Origin of the sequence: Methylobacillus sp. (assembly GCF_036844465.1) — a bacterium.
GTDB lineage: Bacteria > Pseudomonadota > Gammaproteobacteria > Burkholderiales > Methylophilaceae > Methylobacillus.
This window is the reverse complement of sequence record NZ_DAIUFW010000001.1, coordinates 193375-217533: the sequence shown is the minus strand read 5'-3', so window position 1 is coordinate 217533 and position 24159 is coordinate 193375. Positions and strand designations below refer to the sequence as shown.

Below are 24159 nucleotides of genomic sequence, written 5' to 3'. Positions count from 1 at the left end.
GCGATAGCAATGATATCTTGGGAACAACCATTTTTTCCGGTAACCATTGGGGCATGGCCTACGGTTTCATCAATTATGCGCTCACTCCCGGTCAGAATTATTATCTGCATGTCGTGGCTACCAACTTGGATTTCCAATCTCATGGCTATTTTGTCGACGCTGGCTTCCTGGGCAGCTTCTCCCTTAGCGATGCTGGCTTCAGTTTTGCCAATGGCACCCAGACACTAGTTACCAACACGACTGACTGGACGGTAAGCGCAAGTCGCGGTTTTTGGGAGGTTCCTGCTGAAACGCCTGTAGGAGATCGTACCAATGGTGCTGCTCCGTGGGGCCAGCATTTAGGGATTGATTCCAATGCCACCTGGATTTGGCATTCATCAAACAACACCCAGGTCGCTTATTTCTCGACCATGATCACCGCCGCCGTGCCGGAACCCAGCAGCTATGCCCTATTGCTGGCAGGCATGGGCATTCTCGGTTTTGCCGCTTCGCGCAAGAAGCCTGCAAACTAAAAACAGCTTCGGTCTCGCATTCACGCCTCATCTGCCCGCCCGACGGATGAGGCTTGCATTTGTCCTGTTTTTTTACATCGGCCAAGCATGATAAAGTATCGCCTTTGACAGGCACTTTCCTTTCGTGCGCTCCGCTCATTCGGAAGCACAAAGTTTCCTTCCCAAGTCTCTGTTTTTCAAAATATCAATCTAGTTAAAGCGAGTTGAATAACAATGGGCAGTTGGATGATTGCGCTGGCCGCCGGCGCATTCTGCATCGGCATGACCGAATTTCTCCCCATGGGGCTGTTGCCCAACATCGCGCACGGACTGGATGTTTCCATTCCCGCTGCTGGCAACCTGGTCACTGTCTACGCGCTGGGGGTGGTGGTCGGCGGACCGCTCATGGTGGCCCTGACGATTAACCGCCCACGCAAGGCTACCCTGCTCGCCCTCATGGCGATATTCACATTGGGCAACATCTTGTGCGCGATAGCGCCCAATTACCTGACGCTATCGGTTGCGCGGGTGTTCACGGCCTTGAGCCACGGCTCGTTTTTTGGCATTGCCGCGGTCGTGGCGCTCTACCTGGCGCCGCCCGGCCAGGGCAACCGCGCGCTGGCATTGATGTTCACCGGGCTCACCATGGCCAACGTGCTCGGCGTGCCGCTGGGTACGCTGCTGGGACAGGAAACCAGTTGGCGTATCCCGTTCTGGACCGTGGCGGCTTGCGGCGCCGTCGCCATGTATGCCGTCTGGCGCTTCGTGCCCGACCTGAGCGCCATGCCCAAGCCGGATATTCGCAAGGAAATGCACGCCGTCCTCCAACCCAACGTGTTATTGGCGATGGCGATCACCGCGATCGGCTTCGCCGGGGTATTCACTATCTTTACCTATATAACGCCGATTCTCGAAGATATGTCGGGGCTGTTGCCGCACCATGTAGGCATTATGCTGATTGCCATGGGCATCGCCGCCACGATCGGACTCAATATCGGCGGAAAAATGGCGGACTGGAAACTATTGCCAACAATTGTTCTCTCATTAACAGGGATGGCGTTGCTGGGCCTCGTGTTTGCCTGGAGCATGCATTTCACGATAGCTGCCATCCTGACAGCTTTTGTCTGGGGAATGGTGAGTTTCGCGGTCGGCCCCGGCCTGCAAACCAATGCCATGGCGCAGGCAGGCGATTCGCCGCTAATGGCGTCTACGGTGAACCAGAGTGCCTTCAACCTCGGCAATGCTGGCGGCGCATTCCTCGGCGGCGCAGTGATTCACTTTGGCCTGGGGCTTCCCGCAGTAGCGGTCGCCAGCGCTATCGTCGCCGTCTGCGGAGCCTTGCTGACCGTATACAGCATGCATCATTACAGCAGGAACAATAAGCAATAATATCCAGCACGTGAGCATCCCGCCCGGCTGGCAAAACGCAAGGGTAAAACATGGCGCAACCGTTATCCAGATTACTGATCCGCGGCTCTTACCGTTTTTTCAAGGTGTTGTTCTGGCTTGCTCTCGTCTTGGTGGCAGTCTTTATTGTCTGCGAAATCAAGGGCTGGCCCTTTCTGCGCGAACCAGCGGAAAACCTGCTAGCCAGGCAACTACAGCGCGAAGTAAAGCTGGACGCCCCTTTCCAACTGCATTTATGGGCGGGGATACAGCTTGACCTCGGCCATCTTTACATCGCCGCGCCTGCGGCTTTCAAAACGCCTCACCTGCTCGATGCCAACAACATTAGCCTCAAGCTGCGCTATCGTGATCTGTGGCAATTCAAGCAGCAAGGCACTTTGCGCATTCGCGAAATCAAGGTGGATGATATTGATGCCCAGTTGATCCGTCATGCCGATGGCAGCGCCACCTGGCAATTCCCCAAGGATGAAAACGCGCCTGATACTCCGATCCCCGTCATCGAAACCCTGATTGTGAAAAATGGCAGTAGCCGCATTGATGACGCCGTCACCCGCAGCAAACTGACTGCGCGTTTCAAGACCGAGGAAGGCTCCCAGCTGGAGGGCGTGCGCTCCGAGGTCAGCGTGGATGGGCAATTCCAGGGACAACCGCTGAAAGCCTTCCTGGAAACCCCGGGCTTCCTCCCCATTGCATCACAGGATAAGGAAGCAGCACCTGTCAAATCCAAAGGCTGGCTGGAATACGCAAAACTACGCGTGGATTTCAATGGGGAAGTTTCCGACCTGTTTGGACAGCCGGATATTGCCGGCGATGTCGTCGTGACCGGCCCGTCACTGGCAGTGTTAGGCGAACTGACCAGCAGTGTATTCCCCACTACGCCTTCCTTCCGCCTCAGCAGCACCCTCAACAAGCATGGCGATATCTGGGAAGTTAATGTGGATTCGGCCAGGATAGGCAGGAGCGATCTGAGCGCCGAACTGAAATATGACCCCAGACACTCCTCTGGCAACGTGCCGTTATTGAGCGGCCAGATTGAGGGCAGCCGCTTTTTCCTTGCCGACCTCGCGCCTGCTTTCGGCACGCTGGAAGCAGACGGCAGCACGGCAAAACCTGCAGATGGCCGCACAATTCCCAACCGTCCGTTGGATTTGCCTGCGCTCAACCTCATGGATGCCGATATCGCCATCAAGCTGGATTACATGAATCTGGGCAATGCCTTTGCGTTGCCTGTTGCTCCCTTCAAGGCCAAGCTCAACCTGCACCAGGGCAAGCTCGCGCTCGAAGACATCACGGCCAATACAGCGGATGGGAACCTGTCCGGAGCCATTTCCATCGACGCGCACCAAACCCACGCCGACAACCAGAAGCAATATCCGCCCCAATGGAAAATCAAGCTGGACTGGAAAAACATCCAGTTGGGCAAATGGCTGCAAGTTTCCAAGGATCGCCAGGAAGCCGCCAAGAAACAAGGCAAGGAGGCCCCGCCCTATATCACCGGCACGCTAAACGGTCGCACTGACCTTGTCGGCAAGGGCAACACCACGGCCGAACTGTTGGGCTCGCTCAACGGCAAGGCCACGCTGTTCATCGAACATGGGGAAATATCACGCCTGGTAATGGAGTTATTAGGGTTGGACATTGCGCAAAGCATCAGCGCCTGGCTGGGCGGCGACCACTCCCAGCGCCTGCAATGCGCCGTAATGGACCTCAAGGCCAGCAATGGCATCATCAAACCTGAAGTGGCATTGGTCGATACTCCTGTAACCCTGGTGCTGATGCATGGCAATATCGACCTGGGACAGGAAAAGCTCGACTTGCTGCTGGCGGCAAAACCCAAGAACTTCTCTCCGCTGACCGTGCGCTCCCCCATCAAGATACAAGGCAGCTTCATCGAGCCCAAGGTGCGCCCGGAAGCCGCCCCGATCGCCGCCCGTCTGCTGGGCAGCGTTGCGCTGGCCTTCGTCAATCCCCTGGCGGCCATCCTGCCCTACCTGGATGCTGGCTCCAGCAGCAACTCCTACCAGTGCAGCCAGGCATTGAAGGGCCATGCCCCTCCAGCACTGACCGGCGAGTCACAGAAAGCTGAAAAGGTCACGCCGCCCGCGGAGACCGCTCCTGCCATTCCCGGCCACTGAAAGCAAGTAATATTCGGCAATGCAGGCAGGCCCAAATGGACCATACAGCCTTGCGTCGCGCTGCTGATACAATAGGCACCATGCCTTATATCACACTAGATCAAGCCAGCCTGGCTTATGGACACCACCCTCTGCTCGACCACGCCAATTTCCAGCTTGATGCGGGAGAGCGAGTCGGGCTGATTGGCCGCAATGGTGCAGGAAAATCCAGCCTGCTCAAGGTCATTGCCGGAGAAAGCAAACTCGACGATGGCACACTCTGGCGCGCGCCCAAGGCGCGCGTGGTCTATGTGCCACAAGAACCCGCGCTCAACCCAGCACACAGTACTTTTGAAGCCGTAGCGGAAGGCTTGGGCAATCTGCGCCAGTCATTGGTGGAATATCACCAGGTATCGCAGCAAATGGCTGAACCTGGAGCCGATATCGACAGCCTCATCGCACGCATGCAAACCCTGCAGCACGACCTGGAAGCCCAGGGCGGATGGCAATCGCAAGCCAGAGTCGAAGCCGTGCTGAGCCGGTTGAAACTGGACCCGGAAGCCAATGTCGCCACCTTGTCCGGCGGTTGGCGCAAGCGCGTGGCGCTGGCTCGCGCGCTGGTAGCCGAGCCTGAAGTACTGCTGCTTGACGAGCCGACCAACCACCTGGATTTTGCCGCCATCGAATGGCTGGAGAACCTGTTACTGGATTTCAAGGGCAGCCTGCTCTTCATCACCCACGATCGCCGTTTCCTCGATCGCCTCGCCACCCGTATCGTCGAACTGGATCGCGGCTACCTGACTGATTTTCATGGCAATTACAGCCAGTATCTGTCCAAGAAAGAAGAGTTGATGGCAGTGGAAGCCACTCATGCCGCCAAGTTTGATAAATTTCTCGCGCAGGAAGAAGCCTGGATACGCCAGGGCATCAAGGCGCGCCGCACTCGCAACGAGGGCCGCGTGCGCCGACTGGAAGCCTTGCGCCTCGAACGTGCTGCCCGTCGTGAACGACAAGGCAATGTCAGGCTCACACTGGACAGTGGCGAGCGCTCCGGCAAGCTGGTGGCGGAACTGGAAAAAATTTCCCTGGGTTATGACGGCAAGTTGCTGATCCAGGACTTCAGCACCCGCATCATGCGCGGCGACCGCATTGGCCTGATCGGGCCAAATGGCGCAGGAAAATCCACCCTGCTCAAGCTGATTCTGGGCGAGCTGGAGCCTGACAGCGGCAACATCCAGCGCGGCACCAACCTCAACGTGGCCTATTTCGACCAGATGCGCGAACAACTGGATGAAGAAGCTTCGCTGGCTGACACCATCAGCCCCGGCTCCGAATTCGTGCAGATAGGCAACGAACGCAAGCATGTCATCAGCTACCTGGAAGATTTCCTCTTTCCGCCGCAGCGCTCTCGCTCACCGGTGAAATCGCTTTCCGGCGGCGAGCGCAACCGGCTGCTGCTGGCGCGCCTGTTTGCCCGCCCTGCCAACGTGCTGGTACTGGATGAGCCGACCAACGATCTTGACATCGAGACGCTGGAACTGCTGGAAAGCCTGCTACAGGAGTTTGACGGCACCCTGTTTCTGGTCAGCCATGACCGCGCCTTCCTGGAAAACACCGTTACCCAGATCATTGCTTTTGAAGGCGATGCAGTGTTGAGCGAGTTTGGCGGCGGCTACGATGACTGGCATCGCTATACCCAAGCACAGGCGCAGGCGGCGGAGAAAGCCGTCAGTAAGAGCGCGGACAAACCCAAGCAGGAGGCGCCTGCCAAGAAAGTAACCGCCAAGCTCAGCTTCAAGGAAGCCCGCGAGCTGGAAAGCCTGCCTGCCAAAATCGAAGCTCTGGAAGCGGAACAGGCTTCTATTAACCAGGCGCTGGCCAACCCCGATATCTACCGGGAAAACGCAGAGCAGGCCCGATCCCTGCAACAAAGGCTCAGCGAGATCGATCCAGAAATCGATGCGGCCATGCTGCGCTGGGAAGAGCTGGAGAGCCGGCATTAACGTCAGGCCGGGCACGTTCATGCAAATCCCGTACAATAAGCCACCACATCCATGAACACCTGAAGGAGTCATTATTTGGACAGTTTGTGGAGTTCGTATACAGCCAATATCGCCTACGCCATTAGCCAGCTGTGTATCGCCATTATCATGGGCGGCCTGTATTTCCTGACGCCGACCGCGCGCTCCACACGCTATTGGGCAATTGCCGGTCTGCTTAGCGTCTTTGGCTCCACTTTAACCGCCTTCAACATTTCTCAATTCGGACAATTGCCGCTGATCATCACTTCCACACTCATGATTGCCGCCATGACGGCAAAATGGTGGGGAACCCAGGCATTTTTCGGCAAAAGGCCTGCCTATGTCGGCTGGTACCTGATGCTGGGCTTTTTCGTCGCCTACAGCCTGGTTACCATGATGCACCCGACTCTGGCTGCGCGCACGCTACTGTTTTCCTTCGCGTTAGCACTGTTGACTTTCATGAATGTCATTGAGGTGATCGGCGCGAGAAAGCTCAAGCTATCGTTCGCCAACAGCCTGGTGATTATTGCCTATACATTGGCTGCCGCAAATTTCCTCCTGTACGGCATCCTGACGATCAATGGCAACATTGATTTCACCCCGGAGAATCATGATCCGATCAATGTATTCGGACTTTATCTGATTCCCATGTGGTGCAACCTGCTAGGCTCGTTAGGCCTGCTGCTAATGTATTTCGAATCCATCATTCTGGAGAAAGAGCATCTGGCCACGCACGATGAACTGACCAAACTGCATAACCGCCGCGCACTGATCACGTGCGGACGGCGCGAGATTGACATGGCATACCGCTATCAGCGCCCTCTCAGCGTATTCATGCTGGATCTCGACCACTTCAAGACAGTCAACGACACCTATGGCCATGATGCCGGCGACCAGGTGCTGCGCGATGTAGCACAGACGCTGCGCAATACCTGCCGCAGTACTGATATCATCGGCCGTTACGGCGGCGAGGAAATCTGTATCATCTGCCCGCAAACTTCCAGAGAAGAGGCCATTGCTCTTGGTGAACGCCTGTTGAACGCCTTCCGCAACCTGCGCCACGCCGTCTGCGACAACCGCAATGTGACCTGCAGCCTGGGCCTATATATCTGGAACCCGGAGACTGATCTGGCGGCCAGTTGGGAAACCATGATGCATCGTGCCGATACCGCGCTATATGCTGCCAAGGCCGCTGGACGTGATTGCATGTTGCAATATAATATTGACGATGAACATTAACGATAAATTTTATATATCAATTTAATTTAAATAATCAAATTTATTTAATTCATTAAATCGCTTACACTGCAATCTCACTATTTCAACCACTCCAGGAGATTGCAATGACAACATCCCTTATCAATACCGAAATCCAGCCATTCCAGGCAAGTGCATTCCACAACGGTGAGTTTGTTACTGTGAGCGATGCAGACCTGAAGGGCAAATGGTCTGCTGTTGTGTTCTACCCTGCTGATTTCACATTTGTCTGCCCAACCGAACTCGGCGATATTGCAGACAACTACGACGAATTGCAAAAGCTTGGTGTTGAAGTCTACTCTGTTTCTACAGATACCCACTTCACCCACAAGGCTTGGCACGATGCCTCCGATACCATCCGCAAGATCAAGTTCCCGATGATCGGCGACCCAACCGGCACCATTACCCGCAACTTCGGCGTAATGCGTGAAGGCCAAGGTCTGGCTGACCGCGGTACTTTCATCATCGATCCAAACGGCGTGATTCAGGCTATCGAAGTCACTGCTGAAGGCATTGGCCGCGATGCTTCCGACCTGGTCCGCAAGATCAAGGCTGCCCAATATGTAGCCAGCCACCCAGGCGAAGTATGTCCAGCCAAGTGGAAGGAAGGCGAAGCCACATTGGCTCCTTCCCTGGACCTCGTTGGCAAGATCTAAGCCACATCACTAGTTAACACGCAGTTGTCTTAAGCCCGGGCTATGTTTACCTCCCTGCCTTTCAGCCCGGGTATTTTTTTGGAGCAATATCTACAGAATTGAGAGCATGCTATGTTGGACGCAAATATCAAGACACAATTAAAGGCCTATCTGGAAAAAATCACTCAGCCTATCGAAATCGTAGCTTCCGTGGATGGCAGCGACAAATCGCGTGAGCTGCTTGAGCTGCTGGACGACATCAAGAGCCTGTCTTCCCTTGTCACCGTCCAGCAAAGCAACGATGATACGCAACGCAAGCCATCATTCAGCCTGAATAGCCCAGGCAAGAACACCAGCATCCGTTTTGCCGGATTGCCCATGGGCCACGAATTCACCTCATTGGTGCTGGCATTGCTGCAAGTGGGCGGGCATCCCTCCAAGGAGGCGCCAGAAGTCATCGAGCAGATTCGCAACATCGAAGGCGAATTCAATTTCGAGACTTACATTTCACTGAGCTGCCATAACTGCCCTGAAGTCGTGCAAGCGATCAACCTCATGGCGGCGATCAACCCGAATATCCGCCACGTCATGATCGACGGCGCCTTGTTCAAGAAGGAAGTGGACGAGCGCAAGATCATGGCCGTGCCCACCATCTTCCTCAACGGGCAGGAATTCGGCCATGGCCGTATGGGCGTGCAGGAAATCCTCAACAAGATCGACACTGGCGCGGTCAAGAAGGAAGCGGAAAAACTTTCTGCCAAGGAACCGTTCGATGTATTGATCGTCGGCGGCGGCCCTGCCGGGGCTTCTGCGGCCATTTACTCCGCGCGCAAAGGCATTCGCACCGGCATTGTAGCCGAGCGTTTCGGCGGCCAGGTCATGGACACCATGGCTATCGAGAACTTCATCTCGGTCAAGGAAACCGACGGCCCCAAACTGGTTGCCGCGCTGGAAGAGCACGTCAAGAGCTACGACGTGGACATCATGAACCTGCAACGCGCTGCCAGCCTGGTGCCAGCCAGCAGCAACGGCCTGACTGAAGTGCAACTGGAAAGCGGCGCGGTATTGAAGGCAAAATCCGTCATCATCGCCACCGGCGCGCGCTGGAGGGAAATCAATGTCCCTGGTGAAAAGGAGTACCGTGGCCGTGGTGTGGCCTACTGCCCGCACTGTGATGGCCCCTTGTTCAAGGGTAGAAGCGTCGCCGTTATTGGTGGCGGCAACTCTGGTGTCGAAGCCGCGATCGACCTTGCAGGCATCGTCAAGGATGTCACTCTGATCGAGTTCAATGGTGAACTGCGTGCGGATGCCGTGTTGCAGAAAAAGCTGTTCAGCCTGCCCAATGTGACAGTGATCGCCGGTGCTCAAACCACCGAAATCAACGGCGATGGCGAAAAGGTCAACGGCCTCACCTATATCAATCGCCAGACCGGTGAATCGCACCGTATCGACGTAGCAGCCGTGTTCATCCAGATCGGCCTTGTACCTAACACTGACTGGATCAAGAATACTGTGACACTGAGTAAGTATGGTGAAATTGAGGTGGACGTCAAAGGCCAAACCTCCATCCCTGGTGTATTTGCCGCAGGTGACGTCACCACTGTGCCGTTCAAGCAAATCATCATCGCGATGGGTGAAGGTTCCAAGGCAGCTCTCGGCGCGTTCGAACACCTGATTCGCCACTAACCCGGCAGCGGTACTGTGAAACAAGGCCAAAAGCCAAAAAGCAACGGTCAAAAACCAAGCAAAACAGTACCGCTCTGCCGACTAAAAAGGTAAAATGCCGGGCTTGGATGTCCTCGTGGTGAAACGGATATCACCGGCCCCTCCTAAGGGTCAGTTTCAGGTTCGAGTCCTGACGAGGACGCCATTTCCATGTTGCAACTTTAGTTTTATACCTACTTCTGACATGGTGGCGAAAAGATTATAAAAAGGAATGGACTCATAAGCCCATCCCCACTGCGAGAACATAGAGTTGTTTCCCGTTTTTTCTGTATCAACCAGATCAACTTTTATTTCCTCTTTTGCTTAACGTCAGTGCCCCCGTGCTCAGGGTCTTTCTCAAACCGCTTGCTTTTTTCTTTCGCATTTCCAGAAGTAGCACCATCGCGCGAACTTTCAGGACCTGACGTATTTTGATCTTGTGGTTCCAGATAATTTCCATTTTTCGTAGAGTCAGGGACATCCTGTTTTTGCTGGTGAACAGGAGGGGCTTCCACTGCTGGCTCTGCCTGAGCAGAAGGCATCAAAACCAGTAACACTCCTGACATCAATAGCTTATAAAATCCTTTCATCTTATTCTCCTTTATTTAGTTGCCTGTCGAAGTTTCATACTAGGATATTGTTTTACGGAGAAATGTAGGAATTAGCTTGAACTCTATGTCAGCTCAATCTGGAATATGTGTAGGATATTGTTAACTTTACCGTTCTCTCCAGCCTGCAGGGGCACGTCTTCACTCACTCAGGCCAAGTGCAATGTATTGAAAATGCCTAACCAGGTTGCGGCATATTGCATTGTGATATGGAAATATCTGTCTCTTGATTCAAGTTGGCGGGCCACTCAATATATATGCACCGCTGATAATCACCAGGGTTTCAGGGCGCAGGTCTCCACACAACCTCTGCCAGTATTGACATCACCTTGGTTTTTAAAGCGAAATCATAGATTTCCTCGACACTGCAAGTAAAAAAGACTATACTGATTAGTACTGTAGCCAGAGCCTTTTCTACTAGTATATCCGAGGTGTGTTGCATCAACGCTCTCCACTCAATCCACAGCTCTGCTGATGAGCTTTTTTCAGTGGTTAATCCTCTCCCCTAATGGCAATTTAGCCTCCAGACTTTCTTCACGAACCTGTGCTTTCTTGAAAGCGTTCGTCAAAGTCGTTTTTTCTGTAGCCTGGTGCTACTTGAGTAATTTACATGAAACATTCCAATACCCGACCTTACACAGTCGGGAAATATTTAATTACCCCTATTTCACAATCTACCGGGAATGGACGACATCTTGCATCACTCTCCATCCGCAGTGGGCAAGGTATTGGCACTCATTGCCGTATTTTCAGTTTTTCCCGCGAATTCAAGTCTCGCGAAAAAGCGTTGATTCATGCTGCTGACCAAGGATTGATTTGGTTAGAGAACCCTCAGGCTTTTGCCTGATCTATTTATTTTTGCAAAGGAGAAGCAATGGCAAAAGAAGAACTCATTGAAATGCAAGGAAAAGTTGAAGAAATTCTACCTGATGCCCGCTTTCGCGTACTATTGGATAATGGACATACGCTGATCGCATATACAGGCGGCAAGATGCGTAAACACTACATTCGTATTCTGGCTGGCGATAAAGTGACCGTGGAATTATCTCCCTACGATTTAGCCAAGGGCAGGATTATTTTCAGACACCTTGAAAATAGCCGTCCGTTCAACCCTGCAAAACGACCTGCTCGTTAATGCCAATGCCGACTGCTGGTATTTTTCCAATGTGCCAGTTGCCAGCCGACAAAAAGTATTCACAATACAAATTTGGCTGCTGCTCATTATTGCATCGCAATATCTGCGGAAAATTGCTGATATTTCCTCTAGTGATTTAAGCAATACCGATATTGAAGAATATAGGCAATAAAAAAGCGAACCCGAAGGTTCGCTTTTTCTGGCGGAGCGGACGGGGCTCGAACCCGCGACCCCCGGCGTGACAGGCCGGTATTCTAACCAACTGAACTACCGCTCCATGACTTCACGTTATTTTCTTAATAAAACTAACGTCTGATTGATGGTTGTTATGGTGGGTGCTGACGGGGTCGAACCGCCGACATTCGCCTTGTAAGGGCGACGCTCTACCAACTGAGCTAATCACCCGCGCCTTACTGAGAGCGCGCATTCTACAGCATTTTTTCATTTTGGGAATAGGTCCCCGCAGTTTTTTTTATTTTATTTGCCGCATGCAGTACGGCAGGCTGAATTCCAAGCGTAACAAGTTATACTGATCACATTTAATTTCAATCACTTGCCATCACCAGCCGTCTTTTTCCATGTAATTTTCCGGAGGATGCATGTTAAAAAATTTTTTATTATTGATCACAGCATTGCTGGTTTCGCTTCTTGCATTCCGTGCCGCACACGCCGCCCCAGTCCCCACGCCTGGTTCTCCGGCCCCGGATTTCACGTTATCTGATGCAAAACAAGAACAACATCAACTGGCAGATTATGCCGGTCAATGGCTGGTGTTGTACTTTTACCCCAAGGACGACACGCCAGGCTGCACCAAACAGGCTTGCAGCTTTCGTGATGATTTATTCCAACTCGAAAAACTGGGGGCCAAAGTGGTTGGCATCAGCGTCGATAATGCCAACTCGCATGCTAAGTTTGCGGAAAAATATAAACTGCCCTTCCCGCTACTCTCTGACATTGATGGCAAAGTGGCCGAGAAATATGGCGCTCTAACCAATCTTGGCGTTCTCAAGATTGCCAAGCGTTATACTTTCCTGATCAACCCTAAGAGCAATATCGCCAAGACTTATCTGAAAGTGGATACTTCGCGTCATTCACAAGAGATCATTGACGACCTTAAACAGCTACAAGCATCACCCTGAAATAAAAAGCCAGGGATTTCCTGGCTTTTTATTTGTGATTTACTTCCCTCAGCATTTCTTTTAAGTCAAGCGGACGCCTTTTCATCGAAATGGTGGTTGATTTCCGACGCGTCAAATGCAGCCCATCCTTTGATGGCCTCCTCCAGTTCACTGGCATTCATTTCCCCCACCTGCGCATCCACTACAATTTGATCGCGCACTGCCATGACAGCGGGAATTTGCTTGACGTTAAAATAATTGCTGATGTCGGGACTCTCATCCACGTTAACCATAGCAAATACCACCTCTGGATGCGCATTGGAAGCAGTTTCAAAGGTATTGGTGAAAGAAACGCATGGCTCACACCACGGCGCCCAGAAATCCACAATTACAAACGGATGATCTTCTATCGTCTGCTTGAAATTGCTCATGCTCAAATGCTGCACAGCCATGCTCACTCCTCGTTTCTATCTAAATCATCAAATTAAAAAAAACAGATCAGTGTAAGGACTGTACTCCCCTTGGACAATGTCAAAACTTCCTGCCTTGATCCGGGTATTTCTACCGGGAGATAGATTCCCAAGCACCAATACAAGAAGATACTGAAGGATAATTTGTGACCTTTACCTAAATCACAGCCGCTACAGGCCGTTATTCAAGATAATGGCCTAGGAAAGAAAGATAAAAAAGTATTAACACTTTAACAATGCAATGTTAAAGTGTTCCATTAAGATTCCAGCAAAATAGATTCATATTGATGAATATCTATCTGGTTTCAGGCTGAACAACCTCGGGATTAGGGTAGCAGGATAGGCAGGTCCATGTCACAGCCAAGCGGGATAAATACAACAAGGACAACTCGCGCAACTATAACTTCACTGGTTTTACTATAAAAACAGATATGGGGAATGTTTAGATATGTGCAATACCATGGGGGCGCAAATTGTTCTTAATCATGCCACGATCAGCACCCTACCCTCCGTTCCACAAATTCTGACCAAACTGCTGGAAACGCTGCAGAACGAGAATTCCGATCTGGAACAACTTGCCGCCCTGATTGAAATGGATGTGGTCATCAGCGCACGCGTGCTGGAAGTAGCCAATTCTGCCGCCTATCGCCGTGATCACCAACCCGTGTTATCGATACGTACTGGCATCCTGATTCTTGGCTGGGACATGGTCAAGATGCTCTCGCTCAGCCTTGTCTGCCAGCGCATGTTTCATGACTACTATGAACAAAGCAACCAGGATATTGAGCATTACTGGTACCACTCCCTGCGTTGCGCCGTCATTGCCAAGTCGATTGCCACACGCACCGGTACTGTTTATCCCGACGAAGCCTACGTCACCGGCCTGCTGCACAACATTGGCCGTCTTGGTCTGCTCACGGGGTTCAAAAATAAATATCCAGCCTTTTTCGCCATCGATGACTCCTTGCCCGGCTATGTAGAAAGCGAAGTGGCCCACTTTGGCATCGACCATTGCGAACTTGGCGCCTGGATCATCCGCAACTGGAAGATCAAGTCTTTTCTCGAAGACGCGGTGGCCTACCACCATCTGCCTGCTGCACAAGTAGAACATACGTCCGCGTTGGTCAAGATCGTTTACCTGTCCAACCTGCTATTGACGGAGCGCAAGTCAGAACGCCAATCCGCCATGATTCTCGCCAATAAATGGCTGGGACTCGAAAGCACTGTCATCAATGAAATCATGAGCGTGGCGATGTCGCAGGTACATATCCTTTCCGACTCGCTCGGCATCCATATTGGCAGTGCTCATACTAGTAAGCATGATTGGGATCAGCATGCTCCAGATATCGAAGCATTAGTACAAGCACTCAGCAAGAATTTCAGCCCGGCTCATATAGCTACCCCTGCCAGCAAAAGCAAGCTGATTCAAGGGGTAATGAATACTGCATTGATCAACCATCTGGAATCCACCTGTCATCAGGAAGATCAGCAGGATGGGTTTTTCCAGTTGCTACCCAAACTCTCCCGCATGTTATGCAATACGCAACAGGTGATGTTATTCATGGCGGATGAAGCCAGGCAGCATATTGTCGGCCTCCCGATTGCCGAAGGCCAGGAATGGGTTAAAAGTTTTGTGCTACCCATCAAACCTGCTACCAGCATCATCACCGCATCCTGGATCAAGAAAGCCTATTGCCATAGCTTCCAGTCTTTCGAGGGATTCAAGCCATCATTGCCGGATCAGCAGATCATGCGCATGTGCGAGGTGGATGGCATCCTGTGTTTTCCGATGCTGACGAAAAACGATATTGTTGGCGTAATGGTGTTTGCCCTGAATCAAGCTGAATTCCTCATTGCCAAGCAGCAGCTGAATGTGCATGCAGCGCTGGCGAGGATCGTGGCTTCCCGCCTGGTGCCCGAGACGCAAACCACTGATGTCGAACTGGAAACCGCCATGCACGAAGAGCGTTTGAAGCGTTTCGTGCATGAAACCAGCACGCCTTTATCCACCATCAAGAACTACCTCGCCATTTTGGAACAGAAAATGTTGCTGAATGGGCTGCCCAACCGCGATATTTCCATCGTGAATGAAGAGATCGACCGGGTTGGCTCCCTGATCGGCAATCTATATTCCAAGGAGCAGGAACATATTGCGGCAAGCACAGACATCAACCAGCTCATTCAGGATCTCGTCTTGCTGCATCGCCAGACCTACCTGCAGCCATCAGACATTGAGGTTACGCTCAACCTGCAACCCAGGCTGCCTCACATCACTACTATCCCGTATCAATTGCGGCAAATTCTTGTCAACCTGATTCGCAATGCCGCAGAAGCCATGCATCATGGCGGCAAGCTTATTATTTCCACCTTTACGGAAAATCTGTCTGATGGCGGACAAGGCATCATGATCCAGGTCACAGATAATGGGCCGGGCATTCCCGACAGCGTGCTGCATAAGCTGTTCACGCCAGTGTCATCCACCAAAGGGGAGAAACACAGCGGTATCGGGCTAACCATTAGCCACGACCTGGTCAAGGGGTTGTGCGGCAGCATTGCTTGCCGCACCTCCACTACAGGCACCAGTTTCGATATCCACCTACCCCTGCAAATTGGCGCGCAAGCAGCCGTTTTATCTGTTTGAGGTACACTACCCGAATGTCTGCACAACATTTCCCCCGCAAGCATATCGTGAACAACCTCATCGCCAGCCCCAATCTATTGATTGTGGATGACAATGAACGGCTGGCCCAGAGTCTGCAGCAACTATTGCAATTGCATGGTTACAATGCTGAGATATGTTCATCCGGCAAGGATGCCCTGCAATTGGTCAAAGACATCAAGTTCGATCTGATGCTGCTTGACCTTTCCATGCCTAACATGAACGGGTTTGATGTCCTCACAGCGCTCTCCACACATGCAATGCCGCCACCGGTGATCGTCATCAGCGGCACGAAAAACCTGAATGCCGCCATCGAATCCATGCGCCTGGGGGCTTACGACTTCATCCGCAAGCCTTACCAACCAGAAGAGTTGCTGCACACCATTGAAAACGCGATTGAGAAATCGCGTTTGGAAACACAGAACCGCAGTATCCACGCACGGCTTGAAGAGTCGGAAACGCTCTACCGCTACTTGGTGAACAGCTCGCCGGATATCATTTATACCCTGGATGAAGACGGCCACTTCACCTTCATCAATCACCGCGTAGAAACCTTGCTGGGCTACAAACGCGAATCGCTCATCGGCAAGCATTACACTGAAATCATCTATGGCGATGACTATGACCGCGCTTCTTATACTTTTAATGAACGGCGCACTGGCACTCGCTCCACACGCAACATCGAGCTGCGCCTGAAATGCAAAGATAAGGAAATCGACACCCGCCACTTTGAAATCAACTTCATCACGGTCGTCCTCAACGCTACCGGCACTTACGACAGCACCCCAGAAGTCGGGATGCCGTTCAGCGGGACTTATGGCGTGGCGCGTGATATCAGCGACCGTAAAAAAGTAGAAGAAGTCATCACCCGCCAGGCCTACCACGACACACTCACAGGCTTACCTAATCGTGCCTTGTTCAAGGACAGGCTGAATATGGCGTTAACCCAGGCTAAGCGAAATCAGCAGCAACTGGCGATCATGTTCCTGGATCTGGACCGTTTCAAATGGGTCAACGACACCTTGGGGCATTTTTATGGAGACGAACTGCTAAAACATGTAGCACATCGACTTTCCAACTGCCTGCGCGCGCAAGACACATTGGCCCGCATGGGCGGCGATGAATTCACCCTGCTGCTGCATGACGTGCAGCAGCCTGAGGATGCCAGCCTGGTTGCCGGCAAGATCATGGACGAACTCAAGCGCCCTTTCCTGCTCGATGAGCGGGAAATTTTCATCTCGTCCAGTATTGGTATTGCCCTATATCCAGACCATGGTGATTCCATCGAAACCCTGATCAAACATGCCGACATTGCCATGTATCAGGTGAAATGGCGTGGTAAGAATGGCTACCAATATTACGATGCCAGCATGAACGCCATGTTCCACAAAAAATTATCGATGGAAAACGAACTCAGACGCGCTATCGAGAAAAAACAGATCATTCTGCACTATCAACCCCAGGTTGACGTGCAAACCCGGCAGATCATTGGACTGGAAGCTCTTGCACGCTGGCAACACCCTGAGCTTGGCTCTATTTCTCCAACCGAATTTATCCCGCTGGCAGAGGAAACCGGCTTGATCTTCCCCTTGAGCGACATGCTGATGGAGCAAGCCTGCAAACAAATGCATACTTGGCATAAAGAAGGTTTATTGAATTTCAGGCTGGCCATCAACGTATCGCCCTCTCTTGTGGAAGAGGAGCACTTCGTTGCCAACACGCTCAACCACATCAAAGCTCAATCCCTACAACCCGAATTCTTTGAAATCGAGATCACTGAAAATCTACTGGTCAGAGATATTGAAAATATCATTACCAAACTGAAATCCCTGGGCAGCCAAGGAATCAAAATCGCCCTGGATGACTTTGGCACGTGCTACTCATCCCTCTCTTACCTCCGGCAATTCCCCATCCACAACATCAAGATTGACAAATCTTTTGTTGGCGATATTACCCCGTACAACGATAACGTGCCCATCATCACCGCCATTTCGGGCATAGCCAAGGGCTTCAAGCTGGACCTGATCGCAGAAGGCGTAGAAACCATCGAGCAAATGGAAACCCTGCACAATAAAATCGGATGTAGCAGAATGCAGGGCTTCCTGTTCAGCAAGGCCTTGCCCGCCGCAGACATCACTTATTTGCTCAACCATCCAGCCAACCTGTTTCAACAGAATATCGGCATCAACGCCCGGCTCGCAACCCAGCATTGAAAGTAAGGGGGTAAAAAATCTCTTTCCTCTCTTGATAAACACTCTATTAGCCCCATCTCTCAATCAGCAACATAACAATCATGGGCGTAAACCCGAAGAAAGGTTATAATCCGCCTCCCGGCCATCTTGAGAACTTTATTTTTCAAGTTGAGTCATAACAATAGCTTCAAACCATCAGGGGCCGACCAGGTTTCGACGTGGGTTGCAAAGCAGCGCAGGGCATACCGAGGCCTAGTCACCTCGTAAATAAACTAGAACAAGTATAGTCGCAAACGACGAAACTTACGCTCTGGCCGCTTAATCCCGGCTGGACGCTGCACCGGAAGGCCTCTCGGCCGGGCGGGGTATCCCGCAGCAGCGTCATTTAGAGAGGATCGTGTTGTGCTGGGTTACTTAGTACAACATTAAATCCAAGGTAACTCGCCTGCTGTTTGCTTGCTCGTTGGTGAGCTTCAGGTTAAATCAAACAACACAGCTAAGTATGTAGAACTGTCTGTGGAGGGCTTGCGGACGGGGGTTCGATTCCCCCCGGCTCCACCAATACCTAAAATCCCAACCCTTATCGGTTGGGATTTTTTTTGCCCGTTCGCGCCGGTTCCCGCGTGCTCTTGGGGGTTCCTGCGGAAGCCTGCGGACTACGCCGGTCAGCCTCTCAGCCCGTTCCGGGCCACATTCCACTCTCTCTTGGCCATTCCTCGCTCCGACCTCGCTCCCCGAAACTGCCCCGAAGTCCGCAAAGGCCACAAGTCAGCGCCATACAGATCAAAGAGTTACGCGCGGACGAATCAAGCAGTTGGATTGCAGTATTGGCTGCCGGAGGGAACACGAGCATCTCCATGGGAGTCAATCGCACTTGCAGTTTGTCAGAAACTCGCATATATTTTCGTACATGAACACGACGACCAAGACCGCCGAGCTGATTCGCCAGCGCATCGAGGCGATGCCGATCGGGGAGCCTTTCACCCCGACAGCATTCCTGGAGTGCGGCACGCGTGCGTCCGTCGATCAGACCCTCTCCCGCCTCGTCAAGGCAGGGTCGATCGAGCGCGTGACGCGCGGCGTCTTTGTGCGTCCCGAGGTAAGCCGTTTCGTTGGCAAGGTGATGCCCGAGCCTCTTAAGGTGGCCGAGACCGTTGCAAAGACCACTGGTGCCGTCGTCCAGGTTCACGGTGCCGAAGCGGCGCGTCGGCTCGAACTGACCACGCAGGTCCCGACCCAGTCTGTATTCGTGACATCCGGCCCGTCGAAGCGCATCCGCGTGGGCAAGATGGAGATCCGACTGCAGCACGTCTGCCAACGCAAGTTGGCCCTGGCAGGACGACCCGCCGGGCTCGCGCTTGCGGCGATGTGGTATCTCGGCAAGAAGGAAGTGACGCCGGCTCTCGTCGAGAAGATTCGGCGCAAGCTGGGATCGAGCGAATTCGAGGTGCTGAAGTCAGCCACCAGCTCAATGCCCGCGTGGATGAGCGACGCTATCTTCCGCAACGAGCGGACGGCCGTTCATGCCTGAGTCCTTCCTGCACCTAAAAGCTCAAGAGCAGTCCCAAATCTATCGGGCACTGGCCCCGCAGCTTGCGCGCACGCCCGTCGTACTGGAAAAGGATGTCTGGGTCTGCTGGGTGCTGCAGGCCCTCTTCACCATGCCCAACCGACTGCCGATGGCCTTCAAGGGCGGTACCTCACTCTCCAAGGTGTTCGGCGCCATTGCCCGCTTCTCTGAGGACGTGGACATCACGCTCGACTACCGTGGCTTGGACGGCGCCTTCGACCCGTTTGCCGAAGGCGTCTCACGCAATCGGCTGAAGAAATTCAGCGAGGATCTCAAGTCTTTCGTGCGCGACCATGCCCACGGTGTCGTGGCGCCGCACTTCCAGAGGATGCTGGCGGAGGAGTTCGATGCCCAAACGTTCCAGCTTGAAGTCAGCGATGACGGCGAGCAGATGCGGATGCACTACCCGAGCGTGCTGGAGGTACCGGGAGACTATGTGGGCAACAGCGTCCTGATCGAGTTCGGTGGCCGTAACATCACCGAACCGAACGAAGAGCATGAGGTACGGCCCGATATCGCGGAACATGTCGCTGAACTCGATTTCCCTCGATCGACGGTCAGTGTGCTGTCTCCGGCACGTACCTTCTGGGAGAAAGCGACGCTGATGCACGTCGAGTGTCAGCGCGACGAGTTCCGCACAGGCGCCGAACGCCTGTCACGCCACTGGTACGACCTGGCCATGCTGGCCGATCTTGCCCATGGGCAAGCCGCTGTGGCCGATCGCGCTCTGCTCGCCGATGTCGTCAAGCACAAGAAGGCCTTCTACAACGCGAGCTACGCCAACTACGACGCATGCTTGGCCGGGCAGCTCAGACTCATTCCGGAAGATGCCGCACTGGCCGCGCTGCGCGATGACTTCCAGCGCATGATCGGTGCTGGCATGTTCATCGGCGAGCCCCCCGCCTTCGATGCCATCGTCGATCGTCTGCGTGCGCTAGAAGCAGCAATCAATGGGAACGGCAATGGTTGAAGCTGGCATCGCTATTAAGGCTCTGCTGCAAGGCGCCACGCCCGAGCGCAAACAAGAAATTGAGGACCTATGGGATCGCTATGCACCCAAGGTCCACGTAGTCGAAGACGCTCGGGGCGTGAACATCAGCGCCGGCAAGGGTCGCATCCAGTTTGACCACAAGACACTCGAGGCAATCTGGCTGCTCGGCTTCAACGGGTGGAGATCTATCGAGACGTACTCTCCAGCGATCATTCTGACCGGCATCACTGGTGAATCCGGGCGTCAGCACCTCCGTGTTCGATGCCAAGGACAAATCCTGGTCTGGGCGCGCCACGTTCGCGATGGTGCAAACGCTGTCGCGCGACAACCATCTCGCTGCCATCCCGATCCTCGATCTGCTGGTGATCGATGAAGCGCATCACGCAGCCTCGGCGTCGTACCGCCGCGTAATCGACCGCCTGTTGGACAAGAACCCGCGGGCCCAGATCTTCGGGGTGACGGCGACGCCAGCCCGCAGTGACGGCAAGGGACTGCGAGAGGTCTTCAGCAACGTCGCGGATCAAATCACCCTCGGCGAGCTGATCGCCTCCGGCCACCTCGTGCCACCACGCACCTTTGTCATCGATGTCGGGGCCCAGGAGCAGTTGACGAAGGTCCGGCGCACCGCCACTGACTTCGACATGACGGAAGTCGAGGCGATTCTCAACAAGACGCCCATCACCGATGCTGTGATCCGCCATTGGCGCGAGAAGGCCGGCGACCGCAAGACGATCGTGTTCTGCTCGACCGTCGCCCATGCCGAATGTGTGCGCCAGGCCTTTCAGGATGCGGGGGTGGCCGCTTCCGTCAACAGGTCGCCAACTGAACGCGCGACCACATAACGTGCCGGATTCTCGCCAACTGCCAGCGCGTGGAAATGCGCCTTGCCGCATTCGATCTTGGCGCTCTCCTTGTCCCGCAGGTCATCGGTAAACAGGCTGCTCTTGGTTTCCACTACGAAGTAAAGACGCTGCGCGCCGTCTTCCTCCACCAGCACGGCCCAGTCGGGGTTATAGCTACCCAGCGGGGTTGGCACCTTGAACCAGCCTGGTAGCTTTGCATACAGCTTGATCGCGTCGTTCTTCTCCAGCGCGTCGGCAAAGTCTCGCTCCGTCGTCGAGTCGTACACCACATGCTCGTAGATCGATTTTTGGGTGTCCATCAGCATGTTCTTGAGATATCCGGTGAGCTCTTCCTGCTCGAACAATTCCTGCGCATAGACATGCTGGTCGCCGAGCTTCTGGTACTTGATGCCGTCGACCAATGCCATCCGTTTACAGCGATTGATGGTCTCGGCAGCCAGCTCGATGAACTGCTGCGGGTTACGCTTGAAGTCGTCCAAGCGCCCACTTCCGGTCAGGATGCCGGTGATCGTGCGACGGGTCAGATGGGTTCGATCCTGCAGGTCCGTCAGCAAGTCCGGCAGTTCAATATCCGATTCATCCAGCACCACCGTCGCTGCACCCGATTTCTCGGTCGCTTGAACGCCAGCCTTGCCAATGGCGATATCGGCCTTGCACCATTGCAGGCGCGCTTTCGCGATCGCAGGTGCCTTTTGCAGAGCGCTGATGCAATCCGTGATCAGCTTGGCGTTGTCAAATTGCACGCGATAGGTGGTCTGATGCTTGATGCGATCCCATAGCGCCTTGAACTCGTCACTCAGGTATATGGCCTTACCATCCTGGCCTTTGCGCAGTGGAACCTGTTTGCGCTCATCGGCATTCTTGATCTCCAGGCGGCCCGACACCTTGCGCAGCACCTCGGTAATCTGGCCCTTCTGGGCATCAAACTCGGCGGGTAGCACCAGGGTGCCTTCCTTGAGCGCCTTTTTCAGCGAATCCTGCACCTTGCCCTTGGCGTCAATGTGGCCGGCGGCCTTCAGATGCTCCCACAACGCCTTGGATTGCTCGACGCCCAAGGGCACGGTCTGCCCGTCCGGTGCCGTCACGGCAATGGCGGCAAACTGGTGATGCTCGACAATGCCAAAACGTATGCCGGTATCCGCTTCGATCTCTTTCTGCAGGTTTTCGGCGAATTGCTCGTAGTTCTCCGTCGCCACTACGGTCAGGGTGTTGACCTCGAAGCCCCGCACACGCTCACCGTGCTGATTCACGCACAAACGCAATCCGCGGCCGATGGTCTGACGACGTTCGCGCTCGGTCTGGATGTCACGGAGGGTGCAGATCTGGAACACATTCGGGTTGTCCCAGCCTTCCTTGAGTGCGGAGTGGGAGAAGATGAACTTCAGCGGCGTGTTGAAGGACAGCAGCTTCTCCTTCTCCTTCATGATCAAGTTATAAGAACTGGTTTCTACGTCCTCTTTTTTGGAGGACTTCTTCAATTCAATATCTGCGAAAGGTGTCACTACTCGCTTATCAATTGAAAAGTAGCCATCATGCACTTGCTCGGCGGTGGACTTCAGGTCGATCTCGGCAAACAAGCTCTGGTACGCAGGCAGCTTGGCGGCACGGCGATATTCCTCCTCGAATATCTGCGCATAAACGCCCTTGATCGGCTTCCCGTCCGCATCGTACTGGCGGTATTTCTCCACGCTGTCGATGAAGAACAGGCTTAGTACCTTGATCCCCAACGGACGCAGGCGTTTTTCCTTGTCGAGGTGCTCGCGAATCGTGCGGCGGATCATCTCGCGTTGCACGGCGAGTGCATCCACATCGCCGTGAGCCTGTCCGGGCCGCAAAAACACTTCACCGCCCGGATAGCGTAGCTCCATGAACTCTTCGCCCTTGGCCGTATTGATCTCGCCCACTCGAAAATCGGCGTAAATCGCGCGGCCATCGGCGCTCTGCTGAAGGTCGTCGCCATCACTGACCCTCACCTCAACCCTTTGCACGCCGGTGGCGGTCTGTTTATCCAGCTCGACCGTGGCACTGATTCGGCCTCGCTTGTCTACCTTCAGCAGGCGCACGAAGGGTTTGTTGTGCGCATCCTCCACCGTGGCCGAGGCCACCTCGATCTGCTTGACCAGCTTGCGCTCGTAGGCATCGACTGCGTCGAGGCGAAACACCATGTGATGCTTGTTCACGTGGGTCGCGGAATAGCGCAGCGTGCAGAGTGGATTCATCGCATCTAAAGCCTCTTTGCCACGCCCCTCGAGGCCACCATCCACACTCTGGGGTTCGTCCACGATGACGATGGGCCGGGTCGCCTTGATCAGATCGATGGGCTTTTCTCCGCCGGTCTTCTCGCTGTCCTTGTAGAGGTTGTTGACGTCCTTCTTGTTGATGGCACCGACGGTCACCACCATGATCTGGATGTTCGAGCTGGTGGCAAAATTGCGCACCTGCCCGAGCTTACCGGAGTCGTAGAGGAAGTAATCGAAGGGCACGCCCGCGTAGAGCCCCTTGAAGTGATCCTCGGTGATCTGCAGGGTCTTGTAGACGCCCTCCTTGATCGCCACCGACGGCACCACAATCACGAACTTGGTGAAGCCGTAGCGCTTGTTCAGCTCGAAGATCGTGCGCAGGTAGACGTAGGTCTTGCCCGTCCCGGTTTCCATCTCCACGGTGAAGTCGCCGGAAGTCAGTGAACTGGAAGGCGGCAGGCCTCCGCGCAATTGCACGTCATTCAAATTCTTCAGCAGTTCATCGTCCAGCAACGTCAGGCGGTTACCGACACCCAGATCCGACTCGGCCACGCCCAGGGTCATTTGCTCTGGTTGAGTACCGGGAAACAGGTCCGACCCCACCGGCATCGGCGCCTTCATCGTCACCGTGAACTCGGTGCGGCACACCTCCTGGCCACGGAACAGGTCGCACACGGCCTCAAT

General features: G+C 53.9%; 19 protein-coding genes, 3 tRNA genes and 1 other RNA gene. 18 read left to right on the top strand and 5 right to left on the bottom strand.

Annotated features, from left to right (window positions below):
• The first annotated feature begins 17 nt into the window (after positions 1-17).
• The 8 genes from V7Z75_RS01075 (at position 18) to V7Z75_RS01035 (ending at position 9795) form a co-directional block, all read left to right on the top strand.
• The gene (locus V7Z75_RS01075) at positions 18-512 is read left to right on the top strand and encodes a PEP-CTERM sorting domain-containing protein (RefSeq protein WP_334106503.1); all 495 of its coding nucleotides are present in this window, start codon (positions 18-20) and stop codon (positions 510-512) included.
• Between the two features lie 213 nt (positions 513-725).
• Positions 726-1880 (top strand): MFS transporter, encoded by a 1155-nt coding sequence (locus tag V7Z75_RS01070; protein ID WP_334106502.1) that lies wholly within the window; start codon positions 726-728, stop codon positions 1878-1880.
• A gap of 50 nt (positions 1881-1930) precedes the next feature.
• Entirely contained in the window at positions 1931-4033 is a 2103-nt protein-coding gene (locus V7Z75_RS01065) for an AsmA family protein (RefSeq protein WP_334106501.1), read from the top strand.
• Between the two features lie 80 nt (positions 4034-4113).
• Complete coding sequence (locus tag V7Z75_RS01055; RefSeq protein WP_442919857.1) at positions 4114-6015, top strand: ATP-binding cassette domain-containing protein; 1902 nt, start codon at positions 4114-4116, stop codon at positions 6013-6015.
• 75 nt (positions 6016-6090) lie between these two features.
• Positions 6091-7272, top strand: a complete 1182-nt coding sequence (locus V7Z75_RS01050) for a GGDEF domain-containing protein (RefSeq protein ID WP_334106499.1) — start codon at positions 6091-6093, stop codon at positions 7270-7272.
• Between the two features lie 104 nt (positions 7273-7376).
• A complete protein-coding gene (ahpC, locus tag V7Z75_RS01045; protein ID WP_334106497.1) occupies positions 7377-7946 on the top strand; it encodes an alkyl hydroperoxide reductase subunit C in 570 nt (189 codons plus the stop codon).
• A 111-nt stretch (positions 7947-8057) separates the two neighbouring features.
• Entirely contained in the window at positions 8058-9611 is a 1554-nt protein-coding gene (gene ahpF, locus V7Z75_RS01040) for an alkyl hydroperoxide reductase subunit F (protein WP_334106495.1), read from the top strand.
• A 109-nt stretch (positions 9612-9720) separates the two neighbouring features.
• Positions 9721-9795, top strand: a tRNA-Arg gene (locus tag V7Z75_RS01035).
• Between the two features lie 142 nt (positions 9796-9937).
• On the opposite strand, the gene V7Z75_RS01030 is transcribed toward V7Z75_RS01035, so the two are convergent.
• Positions 9938-10219, bottom strand: coding sequence for a hypothetical protein (locus tag V7Z75_RS01030; RefSeq protein ID WP_334106493.1), 282 nt, complete (start codon positions 10217-10219; stop codon positions 9938-9940).
• Positions 10220-10847: 628 nt separating this feature from the next.
• On the opposite strand from V7Z75_RS01030, the gene V7Z75_RS01025 reads away from it, so the two are divergent.
• Genes V7Z75_RS01025 through V7Z75_RS01015 form a run of 3 tightly spaced genes read left to right on the top strand, consistent with a single transcriptional unit; the run spans position 10848 to position 11544 of the window.
• Complete coding sequence (locus V7Z75_RS01025) at positions 10848-11084, top strand: hypothetical protein (RefSeq protein WP_334106491.1); 237 nt, start codon at positions 10848-10850, stop codon at positions 11082-11084.
• A gap of 27 nt (positions 11085-11111) precedes the next feature.
• The gene (gene infA / locus V7Z75_RS01020) at positions 11112-11372 is read left to right on the top strand and encodes a translation initiation factor IF-1 (RefSeq protein WP_334106489.1); all 261 of its coding nucleotides are present in this window, start codon (positions 11112-11114) and stop codon (positions 11370-11372) included.
• Positions 11326-11544 (top strand): hypothetical protein, encoded by a 219-nt coding sequence (locus V7Z75_RS01015; protein WP_334106892.1) that lies wholly within the window; start codon positions 11326-11328, stop codon positions 11542-11544. The genes infA and V7Z75_RS01015 overlap by 47 nt, the downstream gene beginning before the upstream one ends.
• Before the next feature lie 28 nt (positions 11545-11572).
• Here V7Z75_RS01015 and V7Z75_RS01010 read toward each other — a convergent pair.
• A tRNA-Asp gene (locus V7Z75_RS01010) sits at positions 11573-11649 on the bottom strand.
• Between the two features lie 52 nt (positions 11650-11701).
• A tRNA-Val gene (locus tag V7Z75_RS01005) sits at positions 11702-11777 on the bottom strand.
• A 194-nt stretch (positions 11778-11971) separates the two neighbouring features.
• On the opposite strand from V7Z75_RS01005, the gene V7Z75_RS01000 reads away from it, so the two are divergent.
• On the top strand, positions 11972-12511 hold the full coding sequence (locus V7Z75_RS01000; protein ID WP_334106488.1) for a peroxiredoxin: 540 nt from the start codon (positions 11972-11974) through the stop codon (positions 12509-12511).
• Between the two features lie 65 nt (positions 12512-12576).
• Here V7Z75_RS01000 and V7Z75_RS00995 read toward each other — a convergent pair whose 3' ends face one another.
• Positions 12577-12942 carry a thioredoxin family protein gene (locus tag V7Z75_RS00995; protein ID WP_334106487.1) on the bottom strand — a complete coding sequence of 122 codons (366 nt, stop codon included), beginning with the start codon at positions 12940-12942 and terminating at the stop codon, positions 12577-12579.
• Positions 12943-13408: 466 nt separating this feature from the next.
• Between V7Z75_RS00995 and V7Z75_RS00990 the strand changes: the two genes are divergently transcribed.
• The 6 genes from V7Z75_RS00990 to V7Z75_RS00965 all read left to right on the top strand — a co-directional run bounded on the left by V7Z75_RS00990 (position 13409) and on the right by V7Z75_RS00965 (position 21214).
• Complete coding sequence (locus tag V7Z75_RS00990) at positions 13409-15601, top strand: HDOD domain-containing protein (RefSeq protein ID WP_334106486.1); 2193 nt, start codon at positions 13409-13411, stop codon at positions 15599-15601.
• 14 nt (positions 15602-15615) lie between these two features.
• Positions 15616-17832: an EAL domain-containing protein gene (locus tag V7Z75_RS00985; protein ID WP_334106484.1), complete on the top strand. Its 2217-nt coding sequence runs from the start codon at positions 15616-15618 to the stop codon at positions 17830-17832.
• A 177-nt stretch (positions 17833-18009) separates the two neighbouring features.
• Positions 18010-18372: a transfer-messenger RNA gene (gene ssrA, locus V7Z75_RS00980) on the top strand.
• Positions 18373-18721: 349 nt separating this feature from the next.
• Complete coding sequence (locus tag V7Z75_RS00975; protein ID WP_143504896.1) at positions 18722-19342, top strand: DUF6088 family protein; 621 nt, start codon at positions 18722-18724, stop codon at positions 19340-19342.
• Complete coding sequence (locus tag V7Z75_RS00970; RefSeq protein ID WP_334106482.1) at positions 19335-20351, top strand: nucleotidyl transferase AbiEii/AbiGii toxin family protein; 1017 nt, start codon at positions 19335-19337, stop codon at positions 20349-20351. The genes V7Z75_RS00975 and V7Z75_RS00970 overlap by 8 nt, the downstream gene beginning before the upstream one ends.
• Before the next feature lie 251 nt (positions 20352-20602).
• A complete protein-coding gene (locus tag V7Z75_RS00965; RefSeq protein ID WP_334106480.1) occupies positions 20603-21214 on the top strand; it encodes a DEAD/DEAH box helicase in 612 nt (203 codons plus the stop codon).
• Here V7Z75_RS00965 and V7Z75_RS00960 read toward each other — a convergent pair.
• Positions 21154-24084 (bottom strand): type III restriction-modification system endonuclease, encoded by a 2931-nt coding sequence (locus V7Z75_RS00960; protein ID WP_334106479.1) that lies wholly within the window; start codon positions 24082-24084, stop codon positions 21154-21156. The genes V7Z75_RS00965 and V7Z75_RS00960 overlap by 61 nt on opposite strands.
• Between the last annotated feature and the right edge of the window lie 75 nt (positions 24085-24159).

Coding starts and splice junctions, on each gene's coding strand:
- V7Z75_RS01070 (WP_334106502.1), top strand. CDS start 726: ATGGGCAGTTGGATGATTGCGCTGGCCGCCGGCGCATTCTGCATCGGC.
- V7Z75_RS01065 (WP_334106501.1), top strand. CDS start 1,931: ATGGCGCAACCGTTATCCAGATTACTGATCCGCGGCTCTTACCGTTTT.
- V7Z75_RS01055 (WP_442919857.1), top strand. CDS start 4,114: ATGCCTTATATCACACTAGATCAAGCCAGCCTGGCTTATGGACACCAC.
- ahpC (WP_334106497.1), top strand. CDS start 7,377: ATGACAACATCCCTTATCAATACCGAAATCCAGCCATTCCAGGCAAGT.
- ahpF (WP_334106495.1), top strand. CDS start 8,058: ATGTTGGACGCAAATATCAAGACACAATTAAAGGCCTATCTGGAAAAA.
- V7Z75_RS01030 (WP_334106493.1), bottom strand. CDS start 10,219: ATGAAAGGATTTTATAAGCTATTGATGTCAGGAGTGTTACTGGTTTTG.
- V7Z75_RS01025 (WP_334106491.1), top strand. CDS start 10,848: ATGAAACATTCCAATACCCGACCTTACACAGTCGGGAAATATTTAATT.
- infA (WP_334106489.1), top strand. CDS start 11,112: ATGGCAAAAGAAGAACTCATTGAAATGCAAGGAAAAGTTGAAGAAATT.
- V7Z75_RS01000 (WP_334106488.1), top strand. CDS start 11,972: ATGTTAAAAAATTTTTTATTATTGATCACAGCATTGCTGGTTTCGCTT.
- V7Z75_RS00995 (WP_334106487.1), bottom strand. CDS start 12,942: ATGGCTGTGCAGCATTTGAGCATGAGCAATTTCAAGCAGACGATAGAA.
- V7Z75_RS00990 (WP_334106486.1), top strand. CDS start 13,409: ATGTGCAATACCATGGGGGCGCAAATTGTTCTTAATCATGCCACGATC.
- V7Z75_RS00985 (WP_334106484.1), top strand. CDS start 15,616: ATGTCTGCACAACATTTCCCCCGCAAGCATATCGTGAACAACCTCATC.
- V7Z75_RS00975 (WP_143504896.1), top strand. CDS start 18,722: ATGAACACGACGACCAAGACCGCCGAGCTGATTCGCCAGCGCATCGAG.
- V7Z75_RS00970 (WP_334106482.1), top strand. CDS start 19,335: ATGCCTGAGTCCTTCCTGCACCTAAAAGCTCAAGAGCAGTCCCAAATC.
- V7Z75_RS00960 (WP_334106479.1), bottom strand. CDS start 24,084: ATGCCGGTGGGGTCGGACCTGTTTCCCGGTACTCAACCAGAGCAAATG.